Source organism: uncultured Porticoccus sp., from assembly GCF_913061305.1.
In the GTDB taxonomy this organism is placed as follows: Bacteria; Pseudomonadota; Gammaproteobacteria; order Pseudomonadales; family Porticoccaceae; genus Porticoccus.
Map to the genome: position 1 here is coordinate 141,877 of NZ_CAJXST010000004.1, position 13,868 is coordinate 155,744.

At 55.9% G+C, this 13,868-nt stretch carries 8 protein-coding genes; 5 read left to right on the forward strand and 3 right to left on the reverse strand.

The annotated features are described in order from the left end of the window. Positions 1 to 15 precede the first annotated feature (15 nt). Both QZ516_RS06140 and thrC read left to right on the forward strand, forming a co-directional pair. Positions 16 to 1,320, forward strand: coding sequence for a homoserine dehydrogenase (locus tag QZ516_RS06140; protein WP_297187593.1), 1,305 nt, complete (start codon positions 16 to 18; stop codon positions 1,318 to 1,320). A 35-nt stretch (positions 1,321 to 1,355) separates the two neighbouring features. After that, positions 1,356 to 2,756, forward strand: a complete 1,401-nt coding sequence (thrC, locus tag QZ516_RS06145) for a threonine synthase (protein WP_297187595.1) — start codon at positions 1,356 to 1,358, stop codon at positions 2,754 to 2,756. Positions 2,757 to 2,779: 23 nt separating this feature from the next. On the opposite strand, the gene ppk1 is transcribed toward thrC, so the two are convergent. After that, a complete protein-coding gene (gene ppk1 / locus QZ516_RS06150; protein ID WP_297187597.1) occupies positions 2,780 to 4,825 on the reverse strand; it encodes a polyphosphate kinase 1 in 2,046 nt (681 codons plus the stop codon). A 430-nt stretch (positions 4,826 to 5,255) separates the two neighbouring features. On the opposite strand from ppk1, the gene QZ516_RS06155 reads away from it, so the two are divergent. Together QZ516_RS06155 and QZ516_RS06160 are read left to right on the forward strand one after the other, a co-directional pair. Further along, on the forward strand, positions 5,256 to 6,032 hold the full coding sequence (locus QZ516_RS06155) for an SdiA-regulated domain-containing protein (protein ID WP_297187599.1): 777 nt from the start codon (positions 5,256 to 5,258) through the stop codon (positions 6,030 to 6,032). A 391-nt stretch (positions 6,033 to 6,423) separates the two neighbouring features. Then, on the forward strand, positions 6,424 to 8,643 hold the full coding sequence (locus QZ516_RS06160; protein ID WP_297187601.1) for a lipopolysaccharide kinase InaA family protein: 2,220 nt from the start codon (positions 6,424 to 6,426) through the stop codon (positions 8,641 to 8,643). A gap of 73 nt (positions 8,644 to 8,716) precedes the next feature. Here the strand turns inward: QZ516_RS06160 and QZ516_RS06165 are convergent, their stop codons facing one another. After that, entirely contained in the window at positions 8,717 to 10,000 is a 1,284-nt protein-coding gene (locus tag QZ516_RS06165) for an acetyl-CoA C-acetyltransferase (protein ID WP_297187603.1), read from the reverse strand. Beyond that, entirely contained in the window at positions 9,997 to 11,970 is a 1,974-nt protein-coding gene (locus QZ516_RS06170) for a 3-hydroxyacyl-CoA dehydrogenase NAD-binding domain-containing protein (RefSeq protein ID WP_297187604.1), read from the reverse strand. The genes QZ516_RS06165 and QZ516_RS06170 overlap by 4 nt, the downstream gene beginning before the upstream one ends. 153 nt (positions 11,971 to 12,123) lie before the next feature. Between QZ516_RS06170 and recJ the strand changes: the two genes are divergently transcribed. Then, positions 12,124 to 13,854, forward strand: a complete 1,731-nt coding sequence (gene recJ, locus QZ516_RS06175) for a single-stranded-DNA-specific exonuclease RecJ (protein ID WP_297187606.1) — start codon at positions 12,124 to 12,126, stop codon at positions 13,852 to 13,854. Positions 13,855 to 13,868: the final 14 nt, after the last annotated feature.

Genomic DNA, 13,868 nt, shown 5'->3' on the forward strand with positions numbered 1-13,868 from the left:
ACCGAGGCAAATCGATTGAACTCAGTAAAAGTTGGCCTGTGTGGCCTCGGAACAGTAGGTAGCGGCACATTTAATGTGTTGCAGCGCAATGGTGACGTGATCAATGCCAGGGCGGGGTGCCGTATTGAGATTATCCAGGTGGCGAGCAGACGGCCGAATCCCGCCTGCCAGCTCGGCGATACCCCGGTTACCGAAGATGTTTTTGCGGTTGCCCGCAATCCCGATGTCGATATTCTGGTGGAGCTGATTGGTGGCATCACGGTCGCGCGTGAGCTAATTCTTGATGCCATTGAACGTGGCAAGCACGTGGTTACGGCGAACAAGGCACTGATTGCCGAGCATGGCAACGAAATTTTTAATGCCGCGAGGGTTAAAGGTGTCACCGTTGCCTTCGAAGCCTCTGTCGCAGGCGGTATTCCTATTATCAAGGCGATCAGGGAAGGGCTTTCGGCCAACCGCATTGAATGGTTGGCTGGGATAGTCAACGGCACCGGCAATTTTATATTGACAGAAATGCGGGACAAAGGCCGCGCCTTTGAGGATGTGTTGGTGGAGGCCCAGCAGCGTGGTTACGCCGAGGCTGACCCGACTTTTGATGTGGAGGGGATCGATGCGGCCCATAAGCTGGTTATTCTGGCCTCCCTCGCCTTTGGTATCCCGTTGCAATTCGAAAAAGTTTTTACCGAGGGTATCAGCAACCTGGACACCCAGGATGTGGCCTACGCCCGGCAACTCGGCTATCAGATCAAGCATCTGGGCATCGCCCGTCGCAACAACGGCGGCATTGAACTGCGCGTTCACCCCACCCTGATTCCTCGCAAACGACTGCTCGCCAACGTCGATGGTGTCATGAATGCCGTGGTGGTCAAGGGTGATGCCGTGGGCCCTACACTGTATTACGGTCCCGGCGCCGGGGCAGAGCCTACGGCCTCTGCGGTGATTGCGGATATTGTCGACCTGGCCCGCACCCTGACGGCTGATCCGGAGCACCGGGTACCCCACCTGGGTTTTCAGCCAGATCAGTTGAGCGATATTCAGGTACTGTCCATCGATCAGGTTGAAACCGCCTACTATCTGCGTATTACGGCACGCGATGTGCCAGGGGTGTTGTCAAAAATTACCCAGATTCTCAGCGATGCCAAAATCAGTATTGAGGCCGTTATCCAGAAAGAGGCAGATGATGGCGAGGACTATGTGCCGCTGATTATTCTCACCGATCGCGCCGTGGTGAAAAAGCTCGACGAAGCGGTAGACAAGATTCAACAGCTGCCCACGACCGAGGGTGATATTGTCAGGATTCGTGTGGAATCACTGGGCTAGCGTTTTCCGTTTCAAGAACAGAACAGGTATCAAGCGTGAACTATATCAGCACCCGCGGGCAGGCCCCGGTATTGAGTTTTGAAGATGCAGTACTGGCCGGTTTGGCCACCGATGGCGGTCTTTACGTGCCGGAAACCCTGCCGCAGTTTTCCCGGGAAGAAATTGCCAGCTGGTCTGGCCTGTCCTATCAGGAGCTGGCCTTCAAGGTGATGTCACCGTTCATGGCGGGTGAGGTTCCGGATGACACGCTGCGGGAACTGATCGACAAGGCCTATAGCACCTTTCGCCATGATGCCATCGCGCCTCTCATACAAAGCGGTCACAACGAATTTATTCTCGAATTGTTCCAGGGCCCGACGCTGGCCTTCAAGGACTTTGCCCTGCAGTTCCTCGGCCACCTGCTGGACTATGTGCTGAAGAAGCGCAACCAGCGTGTCGCCATCATGGGCGCGACCTCCGGTGACACCGGCTCGGCTGCGATTGAAGGCTGTCGCCACAGTGACAACGTGGATATCTTTATTCTTCACCCCTATCAACGGGTATCCGAAGTGCAGCGCCGCCAGATGACCACGGTGTTGGAAGATAATGTCTTTAACATCGCCCTGGAGGGCAACTTCGACGATTGCCAGAACATGGTCAAAGCCAGCTTCGGCGACCAGTCATTCCTGCCGGAAGGGCGCCAGCTGGTGGCGGTCAACTCGATCAACTGGGCGCGCATCATGGCCCAGATCGTCTACTATTTTTATGCAGGCCTGGCGCTGGGTGCTCCCCATCGCCCGGTGGCGTTCTCCGTGCCCACTGGCAACTTTGGCGACATTTTTGCCGGTTATCTGGCCAGCCGCATGGGTCTGCCGATTGACCAGTTGGTGATTGGTACCAATGCCAATGACATTCTGCATCGCTGTATCAGTGCCAATGACCACAGCCTGCATCAGTTGGTACACAGTCTGTCGCCATCCATGGATATTATGGTATCCAGTAATTTCGAGCGGATGCTGTTCGACCTTTATGACCGGGATGGGGCCGCCCTTGCTGCGCTGATGGCCGACTTCAAAAAAACCGGCAACCTGCATCTCAGCGAGACCGCACTGGCCAGTGCGCGGAAGCTGTTTACCAGCTACCGACTGGATGACGAGGCCATGATGGCGGTCATTCATGATATGTGGCAGAAAAACGGCTATCTGCTCGACCCTCACAGCGCCATTGGGGTCGCTGCGGCGCGTCATACACGCCGCCGTCAGGATATCCCCATGGTCTGTCTGGCCACGGCCCATCCGGCGAAATTTCCCGAGGCGGTACGCAAGGCCGGCTACCAGCAGGACCCACCCCTGCCGCATCACATGGCCGATCTGTTTGAGCGCGAGGAGCGGTATTCCGTACAACCCAACGAGATCGCCTCAGTGCAGCAATACATGGCTGAACATATTCGCCGTTAAAGGGCTGGAGGGGGCAGAGACGACTATTTCAGTTTTTTAAGATAGTCGTAAATGGCCATTTGTGAGCGCACTTTTTTCTTGTTGCCCCGTTTCACGTAGCTGTTGCTCTGCTGCTCATCAATGACGCGGGCTTTGCTGCGGTCGCTGAACTGGATTTCCAGAATATCAATCACCCGTTTTTTCAGTGTGGCATCCAGAATGGGTACGCCCACTTCAAGCCGGTAATCGAGATTGCGGGTCATCCAGTCCGCCGATGACAGATAGACCTCGGGGTCGCCGCCATTGTGGAAGACCAGGCAGCGGGGATGTTCCAGAAACCGGTCCACGATACTGATGATCGAAATATTGTCTGACAACCCCTTGATGCCGGGTTTAAGCGCGCACATTCCCCGGACAATCATGCGGATTTTGACGCCGGCCTGACTTGCCGCATAGAGTTGCCTTATGATGCTGTCGTCCACCAGGTTGTTGAGCTTCAGGCTGATAAGGGCTTTCCGCCCAGATTTTGCAGCATGAATCTCACGGTTAATAAGCGCGCGGATTTTGCGTCGATTGTTGAAGGGCGAGACCTGCAGGTATTTGAAGTCGTAGTGCTTGAAGCTGTATTCAATAAAGTTGAAGACATTGCGCACTTCTTCGCAAATATTCTGGTGGCAGGTAAAAAGGGAAAAATCCGTGTAAATTTCAGCGGTCTTCTCGTTGAAGTTGCCCGTGCCAATATGGGCGTAGAACTGCTCTCCATCCTGGGTTGCTCTGGCAATCAGACACAACTTTGAATGTACCTTGAGGCCGGGTACGCCCAGCATGACCGTGATGCCAGCTTCGGCGAGCTTTTCCGAGAGTTCCAGGTTCTGTTTTTCATCAAAGCGGGCTTTCAGTTCCACATTCACTGTGACCTGCTTGCCATTGCGCGCCGCGTCCATCAGGCATTCCACGACCCTGGAGTCTTTCGCCACCCGGTAGATATTAATTTTTATGGAGATAACGTTGGGGTCAAATGCCGCCTGGCGTAAAAACTCCACAAAATAATTGAATTTTTGATAGGGGTAGTAGAGCAGGATGTCGCCCTGGTCGATCGCATCAAAGGTGTTTTTGGCGCGGTCAAATTGACTGACAGACAGGGCGGCAATTGGCTGGCTGGCGAGGTATTTTTCGCCGGGATTGGCAAAGCCGATAAAGTCGCGAAAGTTACGGTAGCGGCCCCCCGGAATAATGCTGTCGCCTTTGGCAAAGCCAAACTTGCTTTTCAGCATGTCGATCATCTCGGTGGGCATTTCCCGGTCGAAGGTCAGCCTGACGGGGTTGGCCTGAAGGCGCTGCTTCAGGCCGATCGACATTTTTTCCACCAGGCTTCGGTCAATTTCATCGTCGAGTGTGTACTCGGCGTCCCGGGAAAATTTCATCGACCAGGCATTGAGGCTGTGATAGCGGAAAAAATCCACCAGCACCATATCCAGGCAGTACCGAATGGCCTCATCGATAATCATGAAATGTCGACGGCGATTTCTTTGGTCATTTGGCAGTCTCAAAAAACGACTGCTGGTGTCCGGCACTTCCAGTAGGGCATAACCGACCCCATCTTTCTTGCCAATTTCCACTACCAGGTAGTTGGCGCCATCCCGCAGCACTTTCGACAGATCGATTTCGGGGGTGACCAGAATAGGCACAATGCGGGGTAGCACCTGTGCACGAAAATGTTCGCGAACCCATTCACCCTGGCTGGCTGAGAGGTCCTCGGACATTAAAAAATAGATGCGTCGTTTCTGTAACTCCGCCAGTACGGATCGAAATGCCCGGTCAAACCGCACCGACAGCCTGGCAATACCCTTGTTGATATCGCGCAGCAGCTGTTTGCTGTCCTTAGCCGAACCGGCGATCTGTTCAATCAGTACCTTGCGCCTGACATCAGCCACTCGAACCTTGAAAAATTCATCCTGATTGTCAGAAAAAATACCGAGAAAATGCACCCGGTCAATAACAGGATTTTCTGCATCTTCAGCTTCCTGAATAACACGCTCATTGAAGGCAAGCCAGCTCAGTTCTTTTGGGTAAATTGGGTATTTTTTCATGCGCGACCTGATGCAACCTGTAATGATTTATAACGTTTTGCCAAACCAGCATAGCGTGTTCTGTCGGTCTTTGTATGACATTAAAGTGACAGGCGAATGACAGTGTGCTGTGGAATTTCACTGACTGCCTCATGCTCTGTGTGAGCCAGAAAGTCATCCTACCTCCCGCTTAAGGCCCAGCTGTCACACCATGCATGCCTGTTCAATGGGCCATTCTCACATGGACAAGGCCGTTGTTTTCACCATAATACTCAGCGCTCCAATGGGTGTGTATTTGTTGATGAAAGGCTGGCTTATGAAACGATTTTTAACAGTGTGTTTGGTACTATTCATATTTTCTACATTGGCGTTTTATTTACATAAACCGGTTCTGAATGCCTGGCACGCGGGGGTGCTTTCCTGGCACGCTTCTCGTTTAAGTAACACAGCGTTGCCTGAGGGTGCAATGGATCTGTCGCGCTACCGGGTAACCATTGACGGCAAGGCAATTCCGGCGCTTGAGGACGATCTCTCAGCACTGACTTATAACCTTGAGAAAAATACCCTCTGGGCACTGTTGAACAGTGATCCGGTGGTGGTGGAGCTTTCCCTCGAAGGTGAATTGTTGCGCTCAATCCGTATCGAGGGAGTCAGGGATATGGAAGGTCTTACACACGTCAATGGTGATCGCTATGTGATTGCCGAAGAGCGAACCCACCGCTTGCTGGTCGTCGACATTCCTGATGGCGTGGATAGAGTCCATACCGAGGGGGTGCCAACCCTGGTGGTCGGGATCGGTAGTGATACCAACAAGGGTTTTGAAGGTCTCTCATGGGATGATGACGGGCAACGCTTGCTGGTGGTCAAGGAGCGCAATCCGATGCGGGTGATTGAAATCACCGGGTTTGTCAGTTTCGTTGTGGGTGAACCAATAAATGTCGGTATCCGCGAGATCAAATCACCGGACTCACCGGAGCTTTTTATGCGGGATCTGTCATCGGTCACCCATGTCAGGGGTGTGGGGCATAAGTTATTTCTCAGCGATGAATCCCATATGTTGGTGGAATACAATGATGAAAGACAATCCATCAGTTTGCTGGATTTGCGAGCGGGCAAAAGTGGTCTGGAGGGCACCGTCCCCCAGGCGGAGGGTGTAGCTGTAGACACTGAACTGAATATCTACATCGTCAGTGAGCCAAATCTGTTCTACCGATTTTCCCCACAGTAGCTACCTCTTGGGGCGAATCTGCAGTTAATCATAGCGATTGAGCCGGTGATTATGTCGGTGCAGTAGTCCCTGCTCGCCAGCAGTCCTTCCAGGGTCACATAATCTGCGAGGGAGTGCGGATCTATGCTGCCCCTCAGCAGTGAATCTGATACTCTTGCGTACCAGAATAATAGATAACAATGCATGGCAGGCCATAAGGGTTTTGCCGTTTCCGGCAAATCAAAACATCGCTTCATCTGCTGTCAGGAGGGCCAGTTGCCATTCAATCCACCAGTCTCAATTGATCTGAGTCTCCCCGGTGATGCAATGACGAGTGGGGCATGTATCAATTCCCGTCCATCCAGCGTGCCAGGGTTAGCTGTTTTTATCCCGGAAGGTTCGCGGTGACATCATGAACATCAAATTCATACTGGACGCTGTACCCTATACCCTGTCGGGAAGAATGCGGGTATCGGAAGGGCACCTGCCCATTGCCGGACATACTGTCCCGACAGATTTTGTCGGTGTCGGTGTCACCACCGCCGATAACCCGCTGGTAGATGACTATGTGCTGGAGCGCCTTGCCGAACTGGGCATCAGGCAGGTACGCGTCGATTTCACCTATGGGGATATGGCGGGGCCGGTCGCCCGGCTGCTGGACCGCCTGCTGGTCACCGACATCCAGGTTCTGTTGCATCTGGTACAACCGTTTGATGAAGTGAAGCGAATTGCCAGTCCCGAAGGGCAGGCGGCCTGGCGTGAATTTGTCAGCACCACCGCCGCCCGTTACGGCGAAAAACTGTGGGCGATAGAGGTTGGCTCAACCATCAATCGCCGTCGTTGGTCCGGCTATGACACCGAGAGCTTTTTTGCCAGTTGGTGCATTGCCTATGACGAAATAAAATCCCGCAATATCAGACTGGCCGGCCCAAACATCAGCGATTTTGAACCGCTCTGGAATATCGCCGTACTGACCCGTTTAAAGCAGGATGACAAACTGCCCGATATCCACACCAATAACCTTTTCAGTGAGCGGGTAGTGGAGCCGGAGCGGTTTGATCACCGGTTGATGGGTAGCTGGATCGGGCAGCTTGTGAAAGTAAATCTGGTCAAAAAGTGCCGGATTCTCAAGAAAATCACCAGTGACTTTGGTATCGATGAGCTGGTGTCTCCCTCGGCTTTCTGGACATTGCCCCGTATCAAACGCGTGTTGGTCAACAGCGAACAGAAGATGGCGGATTACCTGACCAGATATATGGTGCTGTGCGCGGCTTCCGGGTCGATGCGTCAGATCTATTGGGGGCCGATGTTGTGCAATCGCGAGGGCCTGATTGACGATGATACCGGTACCTACCCGTTGCTGGAGAGGGTGACGCACTATCATCGTGTGCTGGGAGATGAAGCCAGCTACCGTATTCGCCCGGCCTTCCGGGCCATGAAAACCTTTATCGCCGAAATCTCCGGTAGTCGCTATGAAGGTGCGCTGGCTACCACCGGTGGGTTGCAGATACATGCATTCCGCAACGACCGTCACCTGATTCATGTGGCTTGGGCCGAAAATGGCAAAGCACTGCCGCTGCGTGCCTGTTATCACGAAGCCGATATCGCTGCCAGCGAGTTACTCGATCGCGACGGGGATCATCTGACCGGCAAGTTGCAACTGATTTCAGAGGCACCCCTGTTTCTGACCTGGTCCGCCACCGCAGATGTGCAGCTGACCGAGCCCGATCTCACGCAGCTAGAGCACATTTACCGGCACATTCCCGACCAGGAATACTACTTGTACGACGATGACCAGTGGCACGGCATGCTGGTGGCCAAGAGCCCCGCTGAAGCGGAACTGCGTTTCAACGCCCTGCATCCCGATTACCTGCCCGGCCCCACCAAAGAAAACCTTTTGCGTCGCGCCCGCAATGCTGTCTGGACAGTCGACGGTTCGCTGGCAACGGCGGTTGTGGCAAAAAAACCGTTGAAGATTCATCCCCACAAGCGCTTTCTCGAAAGACACCGGCCTTCAAAAGCCCGCCGCAGCTGGATTGCCGCCGCAGAGTTATTGCGCAGGGGTATCCCCACAGCGATGCCGCTGGCCTATTTCGAAAAAGTCGGTGATCGGAGTCTGCTGGAAAATTACTTTATCTGTGACCGGGTCGATGCAGATTTTACGGCCAGGGAAATACTGTCAGCATTTCGTGATGGTGCCAGCCACTTTCAGGATATTCCCGCTGAACAGGCCTACCGGGAGCTGGGGCGTTTCCTGTTTGAGATGCACTGCCGTGGAGTCTATTTCCGGGATCTTTCCGGTGGCAATATCCTTATTAAAAAATTACCCACGGGCGAACTTCAGTTCACTCTGATCGACATTAACCGGGCGCGTTTCTTCAATCGCGGCGCCACCATGATGGAGCGACTTTCCGATCTATCCCGTGTCTGCAACAAACTTCATTGGGACGGTCGAGAGCAGTTGATCGGCCAGTATCTGCAACGGCCTGAGAGCGGAGGCGCTATTCCATGGCATTACCGCATACCGTTTTATCTGTATGACTTTAAAGCTGCCTTCAAACGCCGCTACGGCCGCAAGGCCATCAAGCGATTGCTTAACAGGGCTGCCCGCTCAAACGGAAGCGCTAAGTAACCGAGCAAAAGTGGTCAAAGTAACCGGCGCGCGTGAGAGGCCATCGGCAAAACAATAGCGGCTCCCGCTGCAGTTATCTCTCCAGAATAGCCGCCACTCCCATACCGCCAGCGGTGCAGATCGAAATCAGGCCGCGACCCTGTCCCGCCAACTGCAGTTGCCTTGCCAGCGTGCCGGCTATCCGTGCGCCGGTGGCGGCAAAGGGATGACCGACGGCCAGACTGCTACCGGTCATATTGAGCCTGTCGCGATCAATGCTGCCGAGCGCCTTGTCCAGCCCCAACCTGTCTCTGCAGTATTCCTCCGACTCCCAGGCTTTAAGGGTGCAGAGTACCTGTGCTGCAAAGGCCTCGTGAATTTCATAATGGCTAAAATCCTGCAGGCTGAGTTCGGCACGGCACAGCATATTGGCTACGGCCACGGTAGGTGCCATCAGCAGGCCCTCACCACCCACATGGTCGACAGCGGCCGTTTCCATGTGGGTGAGACGTGCTAGCACGGGTAGATTATTGGCGGCGGCCCATTCCTCGCTGGCCAGCAGCAGGGTGGCGGCCCCATCGGTCAGCGGTGTGCTGTTACCGGCCGTCAGGGTGCCTTTCGCGCTGCGATCGAAAGACGGCTTTAGCTTTTCCAACTGTGCCAGTGTCAGGTCGTGGCGCAGATTGTTATCCCGCAACATGCCCGCACAGGGACTCAGCAGGTCATCAAAAAAACAGTTGCTGTAGGCGGACTCGGCGCGGTGGTGGCTGGCCAGCGCCAGCTCATCCTGTGCTTCGCGGCTGATCTGCCACTGCTTTGCCATTAGCTCGCAGTGCTCGCCCATGCTCAGTTCCGTGCGAGATTCAGTGATGGCGGGGGCCACAGGGGCGAGTTCCGAAGGGCGAAAGCCTTTCAGGGCAGCCAGTTTCTGGCGGGTGGTTTTTGCCTTGGATAACGCCACCAACCGTTGGGAAAACCGCCTGGAAAACAGCACAGGCACATCGCTGGCACTGTCGGTACCGGCGGCAATGCCGCACTCAATTTGCCCGCAGGCGATTTTCGAGGCGATGCCAAAGGCCGCTTGCAGGCTGGTGCCGCAGGCCTGCTGGAGTGTGATGCCGGGGGTCAACGGCGACAGACTGGTGCTCAACAGCGCTTCGCGGGCAAGATTGAAATCCTTCGGAAAGGTCATCACAGCGCCCGCCACCAGCTCATCCATCTGTTGCCCATGGAGATTGTAACGATCAACCAGCCCTTGCAGGGCGCTGACCAGCATGTCGAGGTTGGTCAGATCGGCATAGCCGGTACCGGCCCGGCAAAAAGGAATACGGTTCGCTCCGACAATAGCTACCGGGCGAATGGTCTTGGATTGACTCATGGTTTCACCTCCAACTGCTGGTGTTCCAGGTAATGCATTGGGCCGCCGAGAAAGGGGGCAAAGCCGGTGCCGAAAATGACCCCGGCGTCCAGCAGGTCGACACTGTCGACAATGCCATCATCCAGGCAGCGTTGACACTCGGCCAGCAGTGGTTTAATCAGGCGGTCACCGAGAATATCCATGGCCACCATATCACTGGCCTTGCCTATGTCAGGCTTGCCTTTCTTCCAGCGATAAAAGCCCTCGCCGGACTTCTTGCCGAGCTTGCCCGCGTCAATCAACGCCGCCAGTTTCGCAATGGCCTCCTGCCGGTCCGGTGCGAGTTTTTTGACCACGCTGAGCGCGACATCGAGCCCGACAGTATCCACCAGTTCAACCGGTCCCATAGGCATACCGAAGTGTTTGGCTGCCTCATCCACGGTGGCCATGCTGTGTCCTTCCTCCAGCAGATTGATAGCCTCCAGCATGTAGGGGGCCAGCACGCGATTGACTAGGAAGCCGGGAGCGCTGTTGACCGGCAGGGGAAATTTACCGATGCGGTTGCTGAACAGGCAGCCTTTTTGAATATCCGTGGGATTGGACTGTTCACCCCGCACCACTTCCACCAACGGCATCTTGGCTACCGGATTAAAGAAGTGCAGCCCGATCAGGCGTTGTGGCTGCTGCAAGCCCAGTGCAATCTCATGCAGTGGAATGGCAGAGGTGTTGGTTGCCAGTACGGTGTCAGGCCGGGCTTTTTCCTCCAGATCCTTAAAGAGTTGCTGCTTGGCCTCCAGATTTTCAAAAATCGCCTCGATTATCACATCGGCGCGGGCAATGCCGTCCCCGTCCACATCGGCGATCAGACGACTATTCGCCGCCGAGACCTGTGCAGTGCTGCGCAATTTTCGCTTGAACAGCTTTTCGGCCCGTTTCAGGGCGGGTTCGATGTATTTGGCCTCCCGATCCTGCAGGGTGACTTCCATTCCTCGCAGAGCGCACCAGGCGGCAATATCGCCGCCCATGACGCCCGCGCCGACCACATGCACACGGCGGGGCTGCCAGTTGGCGGTGGTCTCATCCGACTTGCCCAGGGTCTTTAACTGTTCCTGTAGACGGAAAACCCGCCGCAGGTGTCGGGAGGTGTCACCCATCAGTAATTCGCTGACCCTGTCTGCTTCGCCTTTCAGCAAAGCCTCAAAGTCACTGCCCACCTGACGCCAGAGATCAATAAGGGTATAGGGTGCCGGGTAGTGTTCCGGACGGGCCCGTTTGGCCACCTCGCGGGTCATGACTTTGGCCAGGATCTGGCGCATGCCCGGGCGGCTGGTCAGTTGCTCGAGCCGGCTAGCCCGGTGTCCTTTGCGCTGCTTGACGATGGCTTTGCGCGCTGCCCAGTGCAGACTGCCGTGTTCTGATACCACCTTGTCCATCAGGCCCAGGGCGCGGGCAGCACGGGCCCTGAGAGAGCGGGCGCTGAGGATCAACTCCAGTGCCTTGCGGCCACCCAGCAGGCGTATGCTGCGTGCGGTGCCACCAAAGCCGGGGAAAATCCCCAACTGGATTTCCGGGAAACCGATTCGGGTGCTATCGGCATCCAGCGCCACCCGGTAATTGCAGGCCAGTGCCAGCTCCAGGCCACCGCCGAGGCAAAAGCCATGAATGGCGGCAACCGTATAGCAGGGCAGCGCCTCCAGCCGGGCAAAGACCCGGTGGGCCATTTCAATACCGGCTTTTGCTGCATCGCGGTCAGTCTGTTGTTCAAATTCGCGAATATCCGCACCGGCGATAAAACCGCTGGCTTTCGGCGAGTAAATCACCAGCCCGGCGGGCAGGGCTGTTTCCAGCGCCGACAGGATGGTATCCAGTTCCTGCATCACGTCACTGTTCAGCGTGTTGACGCTCTCATCGCAACGGTCGATGGCCAGCCAGGCAATATTTTCGTTATCCCGCTCCAGCTGCCAGTGCTTGTACGAAGGGTTATCGGTCATCGGTAAAACATCTCCTTTCCCGCCACTGGCCAGTGTGCTTCCTGATACCAGCCTGCCTTACAATGTCGGTCTGTTGTTATCATCAATTCATCATAGCGGATTGGCAACGGATTGAAATGCTCCCCGCATAAAATGGATCTGGAATACTTTGCCATGACGAAACCCCATATCACCCGACGTATTGCTGACCTGACCCGGTGCGAATTCAGCCCGTCGGTTCCACCGTTATTGCAGCGCATTTATGCGGCCCGGGGGGCCGAAAACGACCGGGCGCTGGCGCGAACGCTCCAGGGGCTGCCGGGCCCGGATGGCCTGCTCGGGATCGACGAGGCAGTCGTGCTGCTCGAACAGGCCATCAATGAACAGCAATCTGTGCTCATTATCGGCGACTTTGATGCCGACGGTGCCACCAGCACGGCGCTGACCCTGCTGGCGCTGAGGGCCATGGGATTTTCCCGGGTGAGCTATATCGTGCCCAACCGCTTCGAATACGGCTATGGCCTCACCCCGGAAATTGTCGAACTGGCCAAACAGCAAACACCGGATCTGATTATTACGGTGGATAACGGTATTTCCAGTGTCAGCGGTGTCGAGGCCGCAAAAGCCGCCGGCATCAAAGTGCTGATCACCGATCACCACCTGCCCGGCGCACAACTGCCCGAGGCGGATGCCATCGTCAATCCCAACCAGCACGGCTGCGAATTTCCCGGCAAAAACCTCGCCGGGGTGGGAGTGGTGTTCTATCTGATGAGTGCCCTCCGCAAGCGACTCCGTGAGCGCGGCTGGTTTGCAGATCAGCAACGGGTGGAACCGAATATGGCCGAATGGCTCGATTTGGTGGCGCTGGGCACCGTGGCCGATGTGGTCACTCTAGATACGATCAATCGCATTCTGGTCTACCAGGGATTACAGCGTATCCGGGCGGGCAAATCCCGGCCGGGCATCCAGGCGCTGCTCGACCTCGCGGGTCGCGATTGCAGTCGCCTGGTGGCATCTGATCTCGGCTTTGCCATCGGACCCCGGCTCAATGCAGCCGGCCGGCTGGATGACATGTCCATCGGCATCCAGTGTCTGCTTGAAACCGACCCCTATCTGGCCCGGGAATACGCCCTGCAACTGGATGAACTGAACCGCGACCGCCGGGTGATCGAAGCCGACATGCAGCGGGAGGCGCTGGTGGCGCTGGAGCAATTGCACCTGGACGAACAGCAGTTACCCTGGGGGCTGTGCCTGTTCGATGCCAACTGGCATCAGGGGGTGGTGGGTCTGCTGGCCTCGCGCATCAAGGACAGGGTGCATCGTCCGGTCATCGTCTTTGCCGATGCCGACAACGGCGAATACAAAGGGTCTGCCCGCTCCATCAAGGGCCTGCATATCCGTGATGCCCTGGACGCAGTCGCCAGCCGCCACCCGGGCCTGATCAGTAAATTCGGCGGCCACGCCATGGCGGCAGGGCTGAGTCTCCCAAAAGATCACTACCTGAAATTTGTCGATGCGTTTGATGCAGAGGTACGTCGATTGCTCACCCCGGCGGATCTGGAAGCAGAAATCCTCACCGACGGCGTGCTCAATCCCGACCAGCTCAGTATCGATACCGCCCAGCTGCTGCGGGAGGCTGGCCCCTGGGGGCAGCACTTCCCCGAACCGCTGTTCGAGGGCGAATTTCATATCGTGCAACAGCGCATCGTCGGCGAAAAACACCTCAAACTGGTACTGGCAACCGACGCATCAAAAAGTCAGCTCATCGACGCCATCGCGTTCAATGTGGATACCGACCGCTGGCCCAACCCGGCGGCCGATCAGGTCCAACTGATTTATAAACTGGATATCAACCTGTGGCGGGGCAGGGAGTCGATGCAGTTGCTGGTGGAGCATCTCGATTAAAGCCGGCAGGTTGC

Bases quoted from the DNA above. Each gene is read 5' to 3' on its own strand.
- recJ (WP_297187606.1), top strand. From the start codon at position 12,124: ATGACGAAACCCCATATCACCCGACGTATTGCTGACCTGACCCGGTGC.
- QZ516_RS06160 (WP_297187601.1), top strand. From the start codon at position 6,424: ATGAACATCAAATTCATACTGGACGCTGTACCCTATACCCTGTCGGGA.
- ppk1 (WP_297187597.1), bottom strand. From the start codon at position 4,825: ATGAAAAAATACCCAATTTACCCAAAAGAACTGAGCTGGCTTGCCTTC.
- QZ516_RS06165 (WP_297187603.1), bottom strand. From the start codon at position 10,000: ATGAGTCAATCCAAGACCATTCGCCCGGTAGCTATTGTCGGAGCGAAC.
- QZ516_RS06170 (WP_297187604.1), bottom strand. From the start codon at position 11,970: ATGACCGATAACCCTTCGTACAAGCACTGGCAGCTGGAGCGGGATAAC.